The sequence below is a fragment of the Antarctobacter aquimaris genome, from assembly GCF_900184945.1.
GTDB lineage: Bacteria > Pseudomonadota > Alphaproteobacteria > Rhodobacterales > Rhodobacteraceae > Maliponia > Maliponia aquimaris.
The window spans coordinates 21,935-38,119 of record NZ_FXYF01000018.1 but is presented as its reverse complement, the minus strand read 5'-3'; the positions used below and the strand labels follow the sequence as shown (position 1 = coordinate 38,119).

The following is a 16,185-nucleotide window of genomic DNA, read 5'->3' as shown; positions in this document are numbered from 1 at the left end:
AGAAAAATATGTTTGACTTTCCTTCCACCAACACAGCCATCCATCGCTTTGTTCATGAGCACGGCGAGGCACTGCAGAATGCTGCGCTCCTGCTCGGCGGTCCCGCATGGCTCAAGCGTACGCGACGCCTGATCGACGCACTGTCGCGGGAGCCGCGCATGACGCGGAAAATTCGACAGGAGGCGCAGGCGCTGTACGGCCTGCTCAGTCTCGAACACGTTCAAGATTTCGATCGGCCCGAATCTTGGTACTTCGGTGAGCTTGATCTGGAAGCGCCTTACATCGCTGAGAACTGCCAACTCACCGAAGCTCTTGCCGACGCGATCGAAACTGTCGACGCGGAGGGCTGCGCATGAGCAACTTGCAGGCAGACGAAAAACTGATCGAGCGCATCGAAGAAGCGCTTGGCGAAGCTGACAAGCTGAAAACAGGGATCGAAGCCGCGCTTGAAACCGGCTTCTTTCGAAGTGCGATGGCACGTGCTGCCAAGCAGATCTCTACCGAGATTGGTAATCAGGCCATTTTCGGCTCCATTGACGTCAAGACCCTGCGCGACTTCGCAGAGAATCTGGCCAGAGCTGCTGATAGCGAGTGCCGACGAATCTGCATTCAAGATGAATACGGTATCGGACCACCGCGAACCGAGGAGGTGTATTCCGAAACAGGCTCCGAATTGCTCGTTCTGCGCAGCCTCGCCTTGGTCCTGGCGGATCGCATCAACGCTGTCCGTTGGCTTCTTGACGCCCGGCGGATCGCCGCGGAATTGCTCGAAAGCTGCTGAGTGCCAAGGGCCAATAAAAATGCGCTGTCCCCTTCCTCGAGACACGGGACAGCGCTTCAATTCTTAGTTTTGCCAATGGGGCTTCATCCTTCTCAGGTGTTAGAAACTCCGGGAAATCCAGAGTGGTTCATACAGCTGTTACCGCATGGTAATTTGCAGGACGACCTTGGAATGCTTTCAGTCATTCTCAGGCGGTTTGTCGGTTCTTTGTCGGTTGGTCGGGTCAGAAATACATTCAAAATATCAAAGCCATAGTGGGGGTGTCGGTCGTCGGCGACGGTCGAGGACTTCCCCGGACCGGAGATCAAACCGATGCAGGCCCATTTGGGAGTGACGGCATCTCCCGTGCACTGATCAGCCCAAAAGGTGCACAACATGACAACGAAGACCCGAAAGACCAACCGGAACCAGAAGAAGGAACAAGAGCTATTTCATAATCTCCATGTCCTCGAGAAGGGGAGACGGCGCGCGCTCAATGACGGTGAGCGGGAGCAGATTATCGCAATGCTCGCAATCCGGGAATGCCCCGAAGCCCTGTCGGTGGACAGCCTGATCCCGAAAGGCTCCTACCTCGAGCATATCAGCTCCTATTTCAAGAAGACCGATGTCAGCTACGTGCTGCCGCTAATCCAACTCATCATGATCGCGTCCTCCTATCTCACGCAGGGTGGCGCAACCCTTTGGATACCCGGACTTGGATGCCAACGCCCGATCCTGTGGACCATGGCCTTGGCTCCGTCCGCCAGCTCGAAAACGCTCGCGACCGACAAGGTGGCCGAGATCCTCCTACCCAAGGGGAAAAACGACTTCGTTCGCATGCTCCCCAAGGCAGGGAGCGACGCGCAGTGGATTATCGAGGTGAAGGAGAACAATGGGGGCTACTGGTATCAGGACGAGGCCGGGAAGATGTTCCACATGATCCTCACGCAATCGAATTTCGCGCGGATGAAGCCTTGGATGCTGGACGCTTACTCGAACAAGCCAATTTCTAACCGACTGAAAGGTGAGGCGGTTAAGCTCGAAATTCAAGACCCCCATTTCACGTTCCTGGGCCTCAGCGTCCGGGAAACCTGGACCGATGATGTCGATGCGGCAAGTATGCTTGACGGGTTTTGCCAGCGGTTCAACTACGTGATCGCGGAGCCGCGTAGTGACACCGACATGTTCGACCATTTCCTCTACTTCGCAGGGGAAGAGTTCGAGTCCCGGAAGAACGAGCTTCGGGAAGTCTGGTACGCCCTGTGCGCTCAGAAGGGCGCGCTCGAAACCTACAAACTGAATGACGAAGTCCTGCCGTACCTCGAGAACTGGTGGCGGAGCCTGAGGAGCAATTGGGGCGATGGAGTTTTGCCGGGCTCGTTTATCCGACGCACGGGCTTTTCAGTTCTCAGCTATCTCGTCGTGCTGCAGTTTCTGCTCGGAAAGTCGAACCGGAAAATCGATCTGGAAACCGCGGAACTGGCAACGAAGTATGCGGAATACCATCTCGAGTGCACGCTCATCATGATGCGCGAGTATGGCTCCGAGGGACGGAGCCAGATCGAGAAGATTGCCAGGGTCCGGGAGAGCTTGCTGAGCAACGGGCTGGCGCAAGTGACGGTCCGAGACGTCCAGCGCCGTTTGAGCAAGAAGCAAAGCAAGGAACTGACGCGGGATCGCATCGCCCAAATCCTGAGCGCGCTCGATCGGGTGGAAACTTCCCCCGCGCTCTTTGATGAAGTTTTCAGCGTTGCTGGATCACAACAGGATGTCCGGCAGCGAAAGGCCGAGTTTCTCGCGAAGCAATATGACGCTATCCGGGAACGCGACCGCACGCAGGAGGGCTGGCGCAACAAAAAACGCCTCCAGCGGCTGCTCATGGCCTATCGCAACCAAGAGGACTCGAGCCATCGGGCGGGAGATGCGTGCAACGTGGTGTCTCTGCCTGAATGCTCAGGGGGTGCTCGCCGGAAAGCCTGCTGACGCCTTAGATGGGGCAGGTGATGAGAGGGGAGGTCCGTGGACTTCCCGTCTCCGCCAAATCCCGGACAAATTGTGTGCTGAGAAATTCAGGGTAATCGCCCCGGGACCCATTTCCTTAAAGGGAGCTGGGTCCACGTTTTTTCACACGTCTGCCGCCCACCGTTTACAGCTGGGATACGCGACCACAAGGAAGCTGCTCGCTGCGGTCGATATCCGACCGGTAGATTACCTCCCGCATCGCCTTGCTTGGCAGGATATCTGGCAGCAGGATAGGGCAGCCTACGTGCCCGCCCAACTGGCGATCGAGTTTCAGATGCCGCTGCTGTAACCGGCAGAGGTTGTCTTCCCCTGCTTCAGACAACAGTAGCAGCGCTCACTCACAGGCAGGGCGAAAAAGAGGCGCCTTCCCGGTAGTCTCCTGAGCCGCGACTGGCGCGTCCGGGAGCGCAAGATGCGCGCGGCAGCGGTCCATGGATGATCCCTCGTAAGCAATGACAGCCGGCCTGGCGTATGTCGGGCTGGTCGTCCGCATGCCAGAAAATCAATTCTTTTCTTCGCCTTGTAACTTTCTTCGCCAATCTTTTTCCGCGGCGCCCAAGCCGAACCAACCTCCTCCCCGGCTCGAAAGTGGATGGAGAATGCGATGTTCCTCGAACGACTCGAAAATGCACGCACGAAGATGCTGGAAATCGTCAACACGCGGCCTGACGGCGAACTTTATTTGCCTCTGCTTGTGCGCCTCGATCATGAGATCGAGAGTATAAAGGCCGAAGCGTCTGACACCGCGGATCTGATGGCGAAGTACCGCGCGGAGTTTCAAAAGATTCAGTCCGGCGGCGCACCTTCGGTGGTGTAGGTCGACCTTGCCTATACGCTCATCGAGACCGCACGCATGAACGGCGTCGATCCGGAAGCCTGGCTGACCTGGGTTCTGACCCACATCGCCGTTCACAAGATCAACCGCATCGACCAACTCGCACCGTGGAATTGGCAGCCAAGTTGAACGTCAACGACGGTCACGTCCGACGGATACCCGGAAGGGGATAGAAGTGCTGTTCGAGCTGCCGTTCAGGCAGACCTCCGGGATGGTCGCCAGCCTTTTGCACTTTCGCGACACGACCGACTGGCCCGTTCCGGACTACTCGACCCTGTCTCGCAGGCAGAAGACCCCGGAGGTGCAGATCCCTGGCGCCATTCTGGCGGGCGGCTGAACCTGCTGGTGCCCTTTTGGGGCATCCCTGCGGGATACCCTGCCGGATGCCAGACAGCACCGGCATCAAGTTCCTGGGCGATGGCGAACGGCAGGCGTGCAAGCATGGCGTTCAGGTAAGGCGCCAATGGCGCGAGGTCCATCTTGCCATGGACACTGCCACCTCCTCCAATGAAGCACTATTCTGAGAAAAAGCGGGCGTATTGTATAGACAGAGCCCACTGTGGACAGTGTAGACTGAATCATATGACGGCGAAACAGGGGGCTGGCGTTCGACCAGCCTGCCCAAAATGAATTGGATGAGATTTGATGCGAGGCAATATCTTTCGGCATTCGGCGGCTTGTATTCTACTATCTGCTTCTTGCGCAGTGTCTTTGACGTCTCCCGTGTTTGGCCAGAGTTTCGATGAGGCGATGGTTCTTTACGATGCTGGCGATTTCAAAGCGGCGCGGGTGGCACTCGAGCCTGTTGCCGCGGCAGGAGATATCCAGGCACAGCTGCAACTCGGCCTGATCTACGCCAACGGTACCGGAACAGTGCGGCAAATCTACAAGGCGGCGGGTTACTTCAAGGCCGCTGCTGATCAGGGTGATCTGGCCGGCCGGACGTATTACGCCGCCATGCTGCTGTCGGGTGAAGGCGCCGTGCAGGACGAATCTGTTGGCTACGACATGATGCTTGCCGCGGCGGAAGAGGGGTGGCCGGAGGCGCAATTCAGCATCGCGGAAATGTATTGGAATGCACGGGTCCTGAAATTGAACAAGACACAGATTATCGGTCTTCGGGCGACTGCCGTCGAGTGGCTCAAGAAGGCCGCGGCGAGCGGCCATTCGGACGCCATGGTGATGTTGGGGCATGCCTATGCGAGTGGATTGAAGAATGTGCCGCAGAATGTTCCGGAAGCGTTGAGGCTCTATCAAGAGGCTGCGGCGATGGGCAATGCCAAGGCCGCCTACGCATTGGCATTGGTTCATGAGGCCGGGCAGAGTGTGCCGCGGGATGCGAACAAGGCGATGGCGTATTACAGGCAAGCGGCCGAAGGCGGATACCCGGAAGCCCAGATTCATCTGGGGCGAATTTATGAAAAGGGGATCGGGGTTCCGGCAGATTTCGTGCAGTCGACCAGTTGGTACAAGAAAGCCGCCGAGCAGGGGGACCCTGATGCAATGATCCTACTGGGGAACGCCTATGAGTTCGGCCGCGGTATAGAACAGAACTATCGACAGGCCAAGGGATGGTATCTCAGAGCAAGTAGAGCAGGGCGTCCGGATGGAGAGGCCCATTTTGCGCTGCTTTATTATTACGGCAAGGGTGTGAAACAGGATGTGCGCCAGGCGAATACCCATCTCATGTTGGCCGCGGGTCAGGGCAGTGCTCTGGCGGGGTCCATGTTGGAGCGCATTCGGGAAGAAAAAGCGAAGTCTGACGCTGCCCGCAAGGCCAGCATGGAACAGTTCCTCCAGATGCTTTTCGACGCCGGTGTAGCTCTGGCGAATTCGTCGCCGACGCCAGCGCCGTGGCAAACAGAGAGCGATTTCGATCGGGAGCAGCGACACATCAAGGAGCAGATGGAAAGAACCTGGGGCACTGTCGGCGGCATGTTGCTGTTGCAGTGATCCCGCTAATTGTTACGACTGTGAGTATGGTATTGCGCCTTGACGGCCTGACCTATGTTACGATTGACTACGTGTCATTGTGTTGACTCATCACGAAAGTTTGGCGCGCGTCCTGCTTTTCTCGTGGGTAATAGGGAAATTTTTTCCCCAAGACCCCAAGACCCGAAAATCTTCGATGCTCACTGAAATCAGCATCTGATCTGGTCGCACACCGGACAGCATCACGCAGCCTGCGCACGAGGACGGCGGAGCTCAAATCCCATTTCCAAGAGGTGCGCGTCGACTTTGGCCCACAGCTCGTCGCTGGGACGCGGAGACCACGTGTCCGTCGGGTAAGAAACCAGCTCCATGTACAAGGCGCGCAGCGCGACGTCAGGACCACTGCCGTAGACCGGGCGACCACGCACTTGGGTCAGAGAATGGCCCATCATGTAAGCCCGCTCTTCGTTGGTGAAGCCCAACGCCAGCATGCGGTCTTCGAAAGTGTGACGGGTCGAGCCAAATGTAAAGGGGCGCTGCAACGCATGATTGACACTGCGGCCAAGGGCTTCGGCACGACGCGCAATTTCAGCTTTTTCTGCATCCGTGGGCGCAGGGAAAAGGTTGTTGTCCCGAAGATATCGGCCGATTTCATTGCTGATCGTGCCTTTGCCACGATACTTGGGGAAACCCTTGGGGTTGCGGCGCATGGCGTCCAGAGCCGGTCCGACAAGCGGGATGACCCGCTCGGATGCCTTGTTCTTGATCTCGGATTTGAAGTCATCGCGGTTCACGAAACCAATGATGACATGCGGGATCGGATGGTCGAGAACGATGTTGTGCGGCGGCAGATCGCAGATTTCGCTCTGCCGGGCACCAGTCTGCGCGACAACGATGGCAATATCCTGGGCTTGAGGGTCTTTGTCCAAGCCAGCAAAGACGTAGCCGGACACGACTCGCTGCACCCAGTTGGAGGGGAGCGGAAGCTTGGTGCCTTCGTCATTAGAAAATGATCCTGCGTTCTTGAGGTTCATGCCCTCGAACGAGTTGCGACGCTCGCTCATTGGGACTCCAAACATCTCGTAGTAGGTGTCGATCATCTGGCGGAAATGCCGGATCTGCTTGTTCACATAGTTCGCCGTCAGCTTGGTCTTTTCCAGACGTTCCAGCCAGTGCTTCTTGAAGGCCATCGCGTTGGCTTCTGAAATCTGGCTTATCGGTTTGTCCTCGACAACTTCGATGAAGGAAGCAGCCGCCCGCTCATATTTCGACACCCAGGCCCGGGTCTGATACGCGTTCTTTCGCGAGATCTTGGTCGCGTGGTGGCGCTTCATCAGGTCGGCCATTTCCGACACCTTCACGTCGGGCAATTGTCTGGCGCCAAGAACGGCAGGAACCGCCTCCGAGGTCGTGCCAAAATTTTCGATCTTTTCGATTCGGGCCAGCATATCTTCGAGCGGTCCGCTCACGATCTTCTGCAAAGGGCGAAAAGGCAGCGAGAGGGATTCCAGGAAATTCGTCATTTGGATGAAGCTGTCGATGGTGCTCCGGCCCTCCTTCTCGGCAAGCAGGGTCTCCCACTGCAGTTCAAGCTGGGTGCGCATTTGCTCGAGCTTGACCCTGGCTTGCCGGCGATCGCGTGTTTTAAGCGATTTGTTGACTTCGCGCCGCGGTTCAACGCTGCAGAACCGGGTGGGAACGCGAAACCGCGCGTAGTACATCCGCCCGCGCAGTTCCAAGCCGTCTGAAAGGGGCGAGGTTTTGTTGCTCATAGTCTGCTCCACAGTCTGCCCCACAAAGGAGCGGTTGCATGGATCGCCCCGAACACGGTCTCGGAGACGATTTCTGCAACGGAACTGGGTGTTTAACCGTGGGCGCGGAAATGGTTTCTCCTCTGCCCGGTTTGCCGTGTGGGGGCACCATTGATTTCACGGCATGTCAGAGCCTTGCGGCTTCGCATTGCGCAGCAGCAATAACGCCCCGGTAAACATCGTGCGGCGACTTGAATGCCTTCGAAAATCGGAACAGCAGCCCGGTACGGAAACGGGCGGTGGAGCGATTCCGCACCAGCGAGCGCCGAAAGCCGCATCCTGATCAACGGGCAGACTTGGCTGCGCTGCAACTCTGTCGGGAAACGGGGACCACCTCGAGGATCGGTGCGAGAGCAGGCGCCGCGCGATACGAAGGCGCGGGCGATCCGCGCCTAGCCGTGCAGGGCAGAACGCCCCGAGCCGGGAAACCGGCCGCGGGACCATAGCCCGGCGACCCCGCGCAAATATCCCCTGCGCTGACAAGGTCGTGACTTGTCAGATCGACTTCATTGGTTCAACGATCTCGGCCATGTGTGGACGGCATTTCCTGGCCCTGGTTCTTGTCATCACGAGCCTGATGATCGCGATCGCTCCGATCGTGCAGATTGTCGTCGCCGATCATGTCACATGCACACAGCAATCCACAGCCGACGCGGCGTATGGCATGCATGGCCACCATGGCCATCAAGCTCCGGCCGCCGAACCGGCATCCGGGCAGGACGATGACTTGGCCATGGCCCCGTGTTGTGCCCATGGCTGCGTCGTCGGCATGTCGCTGGCTGCCGATGGCGCTGCCGGCGCGCCGGCTGTCACGGGCTTTATCGCCGGATGGTCTGTCACGGATCTCACGGATCTGACGGACCCCTACGGGCTGCGACGACCTCCCAGGGCCTGACATCGTTTTCGCAGGGGCCGTGTGGCCTTCGATCCGATGATCATTGCTGGAGTTTACCGATGAAACTGAGATATGCGGCCCTCGTGCCGCTGGTGCTTGCTGGCTGCACGCAGCCCGCAGCCCTGCCTGAGGCCGGACCTCTGACCCGAGCCGCGATTCCTGACCTCAACGCCGCCGCGCCGCCGGGCCCGCACGTGGTCTACACCCACCGCGAGATCGCCGAACCGATGGACTGGCGGCAGCTGAACGACGCGCAGGCGCCGGGAGGGTCGTCATGAGCCTGCGAACCCGGTCCCTTGGGCTGATCCTGCCGCTGTTGCTGGGGGCCTGCGCCGATCCGGCGCTGGTGGGCAAGGCCTCCGATCCGAAGGCGGGTTTCGCCTTTGTCGCCGATGGCACGCGCCGTGCGACGGGTGCGAACAGCGTCTGGGCAACCTCCGCCGCCGAGATCGCCGCCACAGAGACCCGCGTGCGTGGCCTGGTGCAGGGCAAGACCATAGGCCCCGGCCTGGCGGTGCAGATCGCCTTGATGAACAACCGCGCCTTGCAGGCCGCCTATGCCGAGTTGGGCCTGTCGGCGACCGAGCTCTGGGAGGTGGCGCTGGGCCCGGTGCCGACGCTCAGCATCTCGCTGGGCCAGACCGGGCTCACCCGGTCGGCCGAGGCGACCATCGCCGCTGCACTGATCGACCTGGCGACGCAGAAGCCGCGCAAGGCTCTGGCCGAAACGCGGTTCCGCCAGGCGCAGCTGGCCGCGGTGGGCGAGACCGTCGCGCTGGCGGCCGAAACGCGCCGGGCCTGGATTGACGCGGTCGCGGCCTTCGAGGCGGCGGCGCTGATCGCCCAGACGCAGGGGACGGCGGATGCCGCCTCGGAACTGGCGGCGGAACTGGGACGCACTGGGGCGATGAACCGGGGTGACCAGGCGCGCGAGCATGTCTTTACCGCCGAACTGGCGGTCCAGCGTGCCGATGCGCGGCTGGAGGCGCAGCTGGCCAAGGAAAAGCTGACCCGGTTGATGGGCCTCTGGGGCGCCGACATCGCGTTCTACGTGCCCGACCGCCTGCCGGCGCTGCCCGGACGGCAACCCGGCCGCAGCGACATCGAAAGGCTGGCGCTGGAGCATCGCGTCGACCTGGCCATCGGGCGGCTGGAACTGGAGGCTATCGCGCAGGATTACCGGCTGACCGGCAGCACCCGGGTGCTGAGCGACGCCGAGATCGTTGCCGGGGTCGAGGTCGAGAGGACCGACGAGACCGAGCGCGCGCGCGTGCTCGAAGTTGGCCTTGAGATCCCGCTCTACGACACCGGCAAGCTGGCCGCGCGCAAGGGCGAACTGGAATACATGCGCACCGCGCACCAGTTGGCCCAGCAGGCGGTCAACGCGCGGTCCGAGGCGCGCTCGGCGCATGCCGCCGTCACCGGCAAGTACCGCATCGCGCGGCACTGGCACGACGAGGTGCTGCCGCTGCGCCGGGTGATCGATGAAGAGGCGCTGCGCACCTACAACGGCATGTTGACCTCGACCTTCGACCTGATCGCCGACGCCCGCGAGGGGCTGGAGGCACAACTGTCCACCGCCGAGGCCAAGGCCGACTACTGGCGCGCCGAGGCCGACCTGACCGCCGTGATCTGGGGCGGCCGCCCCACAGGAGGAGACGAATGAACCGCAGGCAACTTCTGACCGCGGGCGCGGGCGCCGTGCTGGCCTCTGCCGCCGCCGCCGAGACCCGCTTTCGCGACCTGCCCGAGGCGGCGATGACCGACGACCCGCGCACCCAGGTGCCGCCGCGGCCCGGATCGGGCCCGGACTACAACCCGGTGGTCACGCTGAACGGCTGGTCGCTGCCCTGGCGGATGAACGGAGGCGTCAAGGAATTCCACCTGGTCGCCGAACCTGTCGAGCGCATCATGGCGGATGGCATGATGGCGCGGCTCTGGGGTTACAATGGCCAATCCACCGGCCCGACCATCGAGGCGGTGGAGGGCGAGCGCGTGCGCATCTATGTCACCAACCGCCTGCCGGAGCATACCTCGGTCCACTGGCACGGGCTGATCCTGCCCTCGGGGATGGACGGCGTGGGCGGGCTGAGCCACCCGGCGATCCCACCGGGCAAGACCTTTGTCTACGAGTTCGACCTGGTGAAATCCGGCACCTTCATGTACCACCCGCACGCCGACGAGATGGTGCAGATGGCGATGGGCATGATGGGGTTGTTCATCGTGCACCCGCGCGACCCGGCCTTCATGCCGGTCGACCGCGACTTTGCCTTCCTTCTGGCGGCCTACGACATCGATCCGGGCACCTACATCCCGAAGGTGGCCGAGATGACCAACTTCAACATGTGGACCTGGAACAGCCGGATCTTCCCGGACATCGACCCGCTGGTGGTGGCCAAGGGCGACCGGGTGCGGGTGCGCGTCGGCAACCTGACGATGACCAACCACCCGATCCACATGCACGGCTACGACTTCGAAGTCACCTGCACCGATGGCGGCTGGGTGCCGAAAAGCGCCCGCTGGCCCGAGGTGAGCATCGACATCCCCGTGGGCGCCATGCGCGCCTACGAGTTCGACGCTGTGCACGAGGGCGACTGGGCGATCCACTGCCACAAGTCGCACCACACAATGAATGCCATGGGCCACGACCTGCCGACCTACATCGGTGCAGACAAGCGAAGGCTGACCCGGATGGTGCGCCAGCACCAGCCCGGCTACATGCCGATGGGCACCGCCGGCATGGCGGACATGGGCGAGATGTCGATGGAATTGCCCGACAACACCGTGCCGATGATGACCGGCTGGGGACCCTACGGGCCGCTCGAGATGGGCGGCATGTTCTCGGTCGTCAAGGTGCGCCAGGGCATCGCGCCCCGCGACTACTCGGATCCCGGCTGGTATGTGAACCCGCCGGGCACGCAGGCCTGGGAGTGGACCGGCGACCTGCCCGAGGAAGCCCGCAACACCAGCCCTGCCACCCTGCTGACCCCGCGCAGCCACTTGGACCACAACTGATCCTCACCCCCGGCGCACCGCCATCGCGGGCGCCCCATATCGTCACGAAAGGACACATCACATGAAAACGCTCCTTGCCCTTGCCTTCGCGCTGGTCACTTCCGGCGCCGCGCTGGCGGAAACGGCCCAAACCGGCATGATGCCGATGACCCAGGGCACGATCACCAAGATCGACCTGAAGTGGAAGAAGATCACCATCGACCACGGGCCGCTGGAAAACCTCGACATGCCGGGGATGAAGATGGTCTTCGACCTGGCCGATCCGGCGATGCTGGACGGGCTGGCCGAGGGCCAGGCGGTCACATTCGTGGCCGACCGCGTGAACGGCAAGCTGACGGTGACGGAACTCCAGGTCGACTGACCGGGGAACAGGGGGGGCAGACGGCCCGGCGCGCGCCTGCGCCGTCTGCCCTTTTCATCGCGCCGGCCCCGGCACGCCTTGCCCGGGACCGGATGCGCTCAGGCCGCTGTCGGCACGCCGGCCGTCACTTGCGGAAGGTCGTGTGACAGGCCTTGCAGGTCTCGCCAACCTGGGCCAGCACGGGTCCGAGATCGTCCACCGCCGTCACGGTCCCGGCCAGACGCTCGGCCACGGACTCCGCCTCCCTTGCCTGCTTTGTAAAGCTGTCGAACCGCTCCCAGATGGCCGGCAGAGCCTCGGACTTGGGGTCGAGCGCCTTCGTCTCGAACATCGAGGGGATTTGGGCCGACTGCGCCGCGATCTCGATCAGCGCGGCGTTCACCGCGTCGGCGTCGAAAGCGGCTTCGCCCTTGGCCATGCTGCCGATCAGTTTCATCTGGTCGCCGATGGTGGACATGACCACCATGCGGGCCATCACGTCCCTGTTCTGCACGCCGGTATGCGCCAGCGCGGCGGTGCCAAGGGCGATCAGGGTCAGGGCAAGCGTCGTCTTCTTCATCTTCATGGGGTCGGTTTCCTTGTCTGGGTCAATCCGAAGTGTGGTGTTTGCCGGCGGCGACTGCGCGCCATCATGTCAAGACCCGGCGGCCGGGGTCTGACCCCGGCCGCCAGACCCGATTGGGGAAAGCTCTCACATGATCCCGTTGGCGCGCTGCAACGTGCGGACATAGGCCACGATGGCGGTTACGTCGGCGCGCGTCAGACCGGGTTGCGGCGGCATGTCGCCAAAGGTCCAGTGGTGCGCGCGCACCCCCCGTTCCGCGGCGAGGTGAAACGCCATGTCGGCATGGTGCGACGGTTCGTAGATCCTGTGGACCAGCGGTGGGCCAAAGCCCTGCTTGCCGGCGGCATTCTCGCCGTGGCAAGCGGCGCAAACGGCCTCGAAGGCGGTCTTGCCCATCCTTTCCTGGTCAGTGAGCGTTTCGGGCAACGCGACGGTGACGATGGCGCCTCCGGGTACGGTGTCGGGAGCGGCGAGGTCGGGGCCCGTCCGCGATGTGTAGAGGTAGCCGGCAGCCGCAGCGAAGACCGCTACAGCCCCAGCCAGCAATATCTTGTTCATCCTGAAGTCCTTGATCGCGCGGACATGCAGCCCGCGGCGGTGAACGGTCACGAGCCTGAGGCCCGCGGTTCGCAAGAAATCCTCAGGTTCGCGGAGGTGGCAGATCCGGTGGGGGAGAGACCGACTTGACCGGACTTCCGGGCGGCCGGACGTGCTGCGCGGTCAGCAGCAAGAACGGGACAGCCATATCGGCGCCAGGGGACACGACGGCATGCCCGCAACCGGCCATGTAATTGCAACAGGGCAGCACCGTCGTGTCATCCTGCTCGCCCGGCTCGACGATGTCTTGCATCACGACATCGTCATGCGCAGCGGCCACGCCGTGCGCCAGGCTTTCGCCCGGCAGAACAACCGCAGCCACCAACCACGCAAGAAGCAAGACGAGACCTGTCCGCACGCAAACTCCATCCATTGACGGGCCGGAAGGTGCCTTCAACCGCGTGCCGCTGTCAACATCCAAAGGGCGACAGGTGCTCCGCGCGCGTCGGATCATCCTGTTCGGGCTCCGGTCCTTTGCCGGCCATTCCGCCCGCAGACCGGACAGGGACCTGTGCAAGACGGCCCAGGGGCATTGGCGCCGCTGAACGCCGGGCTGTCCTTCCCGACCGGGTCTTGCCGCGCAGAGATATCCGTATGCGCCGGGATGAAACCTGGCGCTGCCTGCGTCTGTGACATCGCAATCCTCGGGACGCCCTGCACGACGGCGATCGTGCAGATCGACGCCAGAACGTGTCGCACCGGGCGACGCCGTGCCGAATCGGATGTCGTCAACCGTCGGCATGCTTGGCCGCGACAGCCCGCGCGGGGCGAAAAAAGATACGATGGGATATTATTGCCCACGGCCGGGCGTCGTGCCGCCTCTTCCCGCTTCCTATAATTCGGCGTTGCCCAAGGCTCTGTGTGCAGGCGGCGGATGGCGGCATGAAAACGAACGGCCTGCGTTTGAACGGGAGGAGACTGATGAAGAAGGCAATGATCGCCTCGGTTTCGGCGATGGCGCTTCTGCTTCCTGCAGGCGCCATGGCCCAGGAAGCCATCAAGATCGGTGTGCTTGTCGCGCTCGAGGGTGCATTTGCGGCCGGTGGCGCGGATGGCGTCCGCAACGTCGAACTGGCCGTCAAGCAGGCCGGAGGGGTCGCCGGCGGGCGGCCGATCGAGATCGTCGTCGCGCCCACCGACACCACGCCGGACACCACCGTCCGGCAGGCGCGCAAACTGATCGAGCAGGACGGCGTGGACTTCATCCTCGGGCCGCTGTCCGGCTCGGAAGGCATCGCCATGCGCGACTATGCCAAGACGATCCCCAACCATACGGTGATCAACGGCATCTCGGGCGCGCTCGAGACGACATGGGTCGATCCGGCCGAGAACTTCTTCCGGTTCAACCTCGACGGTGCACAATGGGGCGCGGGCCTAGGCACCTATGTCGTGAACGAGAAGGGCTGGAAACGCGTCGCCACGGTGGCCGCAGACTATTCCTTTGGCTACACGAACTTCCTCGGCTTTGCGGTCGACTTCTGCCGCGCGGGCGGCGAGATCGTGGACCGTTTCTGGGTGCCGCTCGGATCGTCCGACTTCGGCGGCGTGATCGCTGCGCTGCCCGATGACGTGGACGCCATCTATCTCGGGGTCGGCGGCACGGATGCCATCAACTTCCTCAACCAGTACGCGCAGGCCGGCGCCGAGACCAACCTGATCGGCGGCACCATCATGGCCGACCAGACGGTGCTGACCTCCAAGGGCCGGGCCAAGGACGCGCTTGTCGGCACGCCCACCTCGGGCGCGCTGGCCGAAGACAACCCCGATCCGGCATGGCAGGCCTATGTCGCGGCCTACCAGGAGGCCTTCCCGGAAAGCGAACGCTTCCCGTCGCCGTCGCTGTTCGGCGTGGGCTACTACATCGCCGCACTGGCGGCCATCGACGCCCTGAACGAGATCGACGGCGACCTGTCCGACGGCCAGGCCAAGTTCCGCGCGGCGCTGGCGGACGATCCGCTGGACACGCCCCTGGGCCCGGTCTCGCTCAACGAGAACAGGCAGGCCACCGGCACGGTGTTCATCAACGAAGTGCAGGACAACGGCGAAGGCGGGCTGAAGAACGTGATGGTCGGCAAGGTCGAGAACGTGAACCAGACGCTCGGCATGACCCCGGACGAGTTCCGTGCCATGGGTCTGCCGTCGCGCGAAACGCCGGATTGCGCCGCTCTCGGCGGCAAGGGCTGATCCGCGTACCAGAACGGGCCGGGGCCGCGCATGAGCGGCCCCGGTTTCATCTGTGTGGGCTCCTCCTGGCCTACACAGACAAGTGTGTGTCTTCCGGCCAGCGGTGCGGGCGTGTTCTGCGGGGGGCTTCCGCCATGTCTCTCATCACGTTCCTGACGAGAATCCATTTCGCCGACCGGGTGCTCGAGGACGCGCTGTTGGAGGAGTTGTCGCGCCTTGCCGTCCGGCGACCGATGATCGTCTGCGACAGCGCCCTCGCCGAGGGTGAGGAACGAGAGAGGCTCGAGGATGCGCTGCCGCTCTCCACATCCGGGGTGATCTTTGAAATGCGGCCGCATCTGCCGGTGGATGAGGACCTGCGCGCGGCGGCCGCGCTGTTCGCCGAGACGGGGTGCGACGGGATCATCGGCCTCGGCGGCGCTGCGACGCTCGATCTGGCGCGGGTCCTGGGCAGATCGGGCACGCCGGTGATCGCGGTGCCCACGGCGACCGACGGCGTCGGGCTGGGGCCTTTGGGCGTCGCGTTTGCCCACCATGCGACGCGGCCCTCGCTGATCCCGGCGGCGATCTTCTGCGACGCGACGCTCATGGTTGCGCGCGGGCCGGCCGAGACGGCGGCCGCGGGAATGGATGCGCTGATCCATTGCCTTGAGGCATTTCTGAGCACGGCCTTCAATCCGCCCGCCGATGGCATCGCCCTCGAGGGATTGCGCCGCGCGATGCGCAGCCTCGCCGCCGCTGTGCAGGACGGGCGCGACATCGACGCGCGCCGCGATCTTCTCGCGGCAGCGCTGAGCGGGGGTCTGGCCGAGCAGAAGGGGTTCGGCGGAATCGAGGCCGCCTCGCGCGGGCTCGAACGGGAGGTGCCGGTGCGCCACGGCGCGCTCCACGCCGCCCTGCTGCCCGAGGTCCTGGCCTTCAACGCGCCGGTGGTGCAAGACCGGTTGCCGGTCATTCGCACGGTGCTCGGTCTCGGGCGGCAGGCGGACCTGGCGGACACGATTCGCGGGCTGGCCGAGGCGGTGGGATTGCCGGTCCGCCTGTCGGCGGCAGGCGTGGCCATGTCGGCGGTGCCAAGGGCGGCCCGGAGGGCTGCCGCTGACCCGGTGAACCAGACCAATCCGCGTCATGCCACGCCCCGCGACTACGAAGCCATGATGGCGGCCGCGTTGTGAGGGGCCGATGAGACGCGACAAATCCCTTTGGAG

General features: G+C 62.9%; 16 protein-coding genes and 2 pseudogenes. 15 read left to right on the top strand and 3 right to left on the bottom strand.

Features of this window, described 5'->3' with window-relative positions; all coding sequences use genetic code 11:
• Window positions 1-8 precede the first annotated feature (8 nt).
• The 7 genes and pseudogenes from MAA8898_RS22300 to MAA8898_RS22265 all read left to right on the top strand — a co-directional run bounded on the left by MAA8898_RS22300 (window position 9) and on the right by MAA8898_RS22265 (window position 5,570).
• Window positions 9-356: a hypothetical protein gene (locus MAA8898_RS22300; RefSeq protein ID WP_094023236.1), complete on the top strand. Its 348-nt coding sequence runs from the start codon at window positions 9-11 to the stop codon at window positions 354-356.
• Window positions 353-781, top strand: a complete 429-nt coding sequence (locus tag MAA8898_RS22295) for a hypothetical protein (protein ID WP_094023235.1) — start codon at window positions 353-355, stop codon at window positions 779-781. The genes MAA8898_RS22300 and MAA8898_RS22295 overlap by 4 nt, the downstream gene beginning before the upstream one ends.
• A 375-nt stretch (window positions 782-1,156) precedes the next feature.
• Window positions 1,157-2,743: a DUF3987 domain-containing protein gene (locus tag MAA8898_RS22290; RefSeq protein WP_094023234.1), complete on the top strand. Its 1,587-nt coding sequence runs from the start codon at window positions 1,157-1,159 to the stop codon at window positions 2,741-2,743.
• Window positions 2,744-3,386: 643 nt separating this feature from the next.
• Entirely contained in the window at window positions 3,387-3,599 is a 213-nt protein-coding gene (locus MAA8898_RS22280; RefSeq protein ID WP_094023232.1) for a hypothetical protein, read from the top strand.
• Between the two features lie 12 nt (window positions 3,600-3,611).
• Window positions 3,612-3,746: pseudogene (locus MAA8898_RS22275) on the top strand (transposase domain-containing protein); the annotation flags it as partial.
• 40 nt (window positions 3,747-3,786) lie between these two features.
• A pseudogene (locus MAA8898_RS22270) lies at window positions 3,787-4,135 on the top strand (transposase); the annotation flags it as partial.
• Between the two features lie 232 nt (window positions 4,136-4,367).
• A complete protein-coding gene (locus tag MAA8898_RS22265) occupies window positions 4,368-5,570 on the top strand; it encodes an SEL1-like repeat protein (protein ID WP_176445279.1) in 1,203 nt (400 codons plus the stop codon).
• Window positions 5,571-5,791: 221 nt separating this feature from the next.
• Here MAA8898_RS22265 and MAA8898_RS22260 read toward each other — a convergent pair whose 3' ends face one another.
• Entirely contained in the window at window positions 5,792-7,321 is a 1,530-nt protein-coding gene (locus MAA8898_RS22260; protein WP_141194919.1) for a DUF6538 domain-containing protein, read from the bottom strand.
• Window positions 7,322-7,937: 616 nt separating this feature from the next.
• Between MAA8898_RS22260 and MAA8898_RS22255 the strand changes: the two genes are divergently transcribed.
• From MAA8898_RS22255 to MAA8898_RS22235, 5 genes are all read left to right on the top strand, one after another.
• Window positions 7,938-8,255: a hypothetical protein gene (locus MAA8898_RS22255; protein WP_176445278.1), complete on the top strand. Its 318-nt coding sequence runs from the start codon at window positions 7,938-7,940 to the stop codon at window positions 8,253-8,255.
• Between the two features lie 59 nt (window positions 8,256-8,314).
• The gene (locus MAA8898_RS22250; protein ID WP_094023228.1) at window positions 8,315-8,533 is read left to right on the top strand and encodes a hypothetical protein; all 219 of its coding nucleotides are present in this window, start codon (window positions 8,315-8,317) and stop codon (window positions 8,531-8,533) included.
• Window positions 8,530-9,921, top strand: coding sequence for a TolC family protein (locus MAA8898_RS22245; protein ID WP_094023227.1), 1,392 nt, complete (start codon window positions 8,530-8,532; stop codon window positions 9,919-9,921). The genes MAA8898_RS22250 and MAA8898_RS22245 overlap by 4 nt, the downstream gene beginning before the upstream one ends.
• Window positions 9,918-11,270, top strand: a complete 1,353-nt coding sequence (locus MAA8898_RS22240) for a multicopper oxidase family protein (RefSeq protein ID WP_094023226.1) — start codon at window positions 9,918-9,920, stop codon at window positions 11,268-11,270. The genes MAA8898_RS22245 and MAA8898_RS22240 overlap by 4 nt, the downstream gene beginning before the upstream one ends.
• Window positions 11,271-11,331: 61 nt before the next feature.
• Window positions 11,332-11,631 carry a copper-binding protein gene (locus MAA8898_RS22235; RefSeq protein ID WP_094023225.1) on the top strand — a complete coding sequence of 100 codons (300 nt, stop codon included), beginning with the start codon at window positions 11,332-11,334 and terminating at the stop codon, window positions 11,629-11,631.
• A gap of 124 nt (window positions 11,632-11,755) precedes the next feature.
• On the opposite strand, the gene MAA8898_RS22230 is transcribed toward MAA8898_RS22235, so the two are convergent.
• Both MAA8898_RS22230 and MAA8898_RS22225 read right to left on the bottom strand, forming a co-directional pair.
• Entirely contained in the window at window positions 11,756-12,196 is a 441-nt protein-coding gene (locus tag MAA8898_RS22230; protein ID WP_245853576.1) for a c-type cytochrome, read from the bottom strand.
• A gap of 126 nt (window positions 12,197-12,322) precedes the next feature.
• Complete coding sequence (locus MAA8898_RS22225) at window positions 12,323-12,754, bottom strand: c-type cytochrome (protein WP_094023269.1); 432 nt, start codon at window positions 12,752-12,754, stop codon at window positions 12,323-12,325.
• A gap of 151 nt (window positions 12,755-12,905) precedes the next feature.
• On the opposite strand from MAA8898_RS22225, the gene MAA8898_RS22220 reads away from it, so the two are divergent.
• The 3 genes from MAA8898_RS22220 to MAA8898_RS22210 all read left to right on the top strand — a co-directional run bounded on the left by MAA8898_RS22220 (window position 12,906) and on the right by MAA8898_RS22210 (window position 16,152).
• A complete protein-coding gene (locus MAA8898_RS22220) occupies window positions 12,906-13,169 on the top strand; it encodes a hypothetical protein (protein ID WP_094023224.1) in 264 nt (87 codons plus the stop codon).
• Between the two features lie 545 nt (window positions 13,170-13,714).
• A complete protein-coding gene (locus MAA8898_RS22215; RefSeq protein WP_094023223.1) occupies window positions 13,715-14,977 on the top strand; it encodes an ABC transporter substrate-binding protein in 1,263 nt (420 codons plus the stop codon).
• A gap of 134 nt (window positions 14,978-15,111) precedes the next feature.
• On the top strand, window positions 15,112-16,152 hold the full coding sequence (locus MAA8898_RS22210) for an iron-containing alcohol dehydrogenase (RefSeq protein ID WP_094023222.1): 1,041 nt from the start codon (window positions 15,112-15,114) through the stop codon (window positions 16,150-16,152).
• The last annotated feature ends 33 nt before the right edge of the window (window positions 16,153-16,185 follow it).

What these genes read in the sequence shown, in the direction of transcription:
- MAA8898_RS22265 (WP_176445279.1), top strand. Translation starts at nt 4,368, where the DNA reads ATGGTTCTTTACGATGCTGGCGATTTCAAAGCGGCGCGGGTGGCACTC.
- MAA8898_RS22290 (WP_094023234.1), top strand. Translation starts at nt 1,157, where the DNA reads ATGACAACGAAGACCCGAAAGACCAACCGGAACCAGAAGAAGGAACAA.
- MAA8898_RS22300 (WP_094023236.1), top strand. Translation starts at nt 9, where the DNA reads ATGTTTGACTTTCCTTCCACCAACACAGCCATCCATCGCTTTGTTCAT.
- MAA8898_RS22235 (WP_094023225.1), top strand. Translation starts at nt 11,332, where the DNA reads ATGAAAACGCTCCTTGCCCTTGCCTTCGCGCTGGTCACTTCCGGCGCC.
- MAA8898_RS22240 (WP_094023226.1), top strand. Translation starts at nt 9,918, where the DNA reads ATGAACCGCAGGCAACTTCTGACCGCGGGCGCGGGCGCCGTGCTGGCC.
- MAA8898_RS22210 (WP_094023222.1), top strand. Translation starts at nt 15,112, where the DNA reads ATGTCTCTCATCACGTTCCTGACGAGAATCCATTTCGCCGACCGGGTG.
- MAA8898_RS22225 (WP_094023269.1), bottom strand. Translation starts at nt 12,754, where the DNA reads ATGAACAAGATATTGCTGGCTGGGGCTGTAGCGGTCTTCGCTGCGGCT.
- MAA8898_RS22250 (WP_094023228.1), top strand. Translation starts at nt 8,315, where the DNA reads ATGAAACTGAGATATGCGGCCCTCGTGCCGCTGGTGCTTGCTGGCTGC.
- MAA8898_RS22295 (WP_094023235.1), top strand. Translation starts at nt 353, where the DNA reads ATGAGCAACTTGCAGGCAGACGAAAAACTGATCGAGCGCATCGAAGAA.
- MAA8898_RS22255 (WP_176445278.1), top strand. Translation starts at nt 7,938, where the DNA reads ATGATCGCGATCGCTCCGATCGTGCAGATTGTCGTCGCCGATCATGTC.
- MAA8898_RS22260 (WP_141194919.1), bottom strand. Translation starts at nt 7,321, where the DNA reads ATGAGCAACAAAACCTCGCCCCTTTCAGACGGCTTGGAACTGCGCGGG.
- MAA8898_RS22215 (WP_094023223.1), top strand. Translation starts at nt 13,715, where the DNA reads ATGAAGAAGGCAATGATCGCCTCGGTTTCGGCGATGGCGCTTCTGCTT.
- MAA8898_RS22280 (WP_094023232.1), top strand. Translation starts at nt 3,387, where the DNA reads ATGTTCCTCGAACGACTCGAAAATGCACGCACGAAGATGCTGGAAATC.
- MAA8898_RS22230 (WP_245853576.1), bottom strand. Translation starts at nt 12,196, where the DNA reads ATGAAGATGAAGAAGACGACGCTTGCCCTGACCCTGATCGCCCTTGGC.
- MAA8898_RS22245 (WP_094023227.1), top strand. Translation starts at nt 8,530, where the DNA reads ATGAGCCTGCGAACCCGGTCCCTTGGGCTGATCCTGCCGCTGTTGCTG.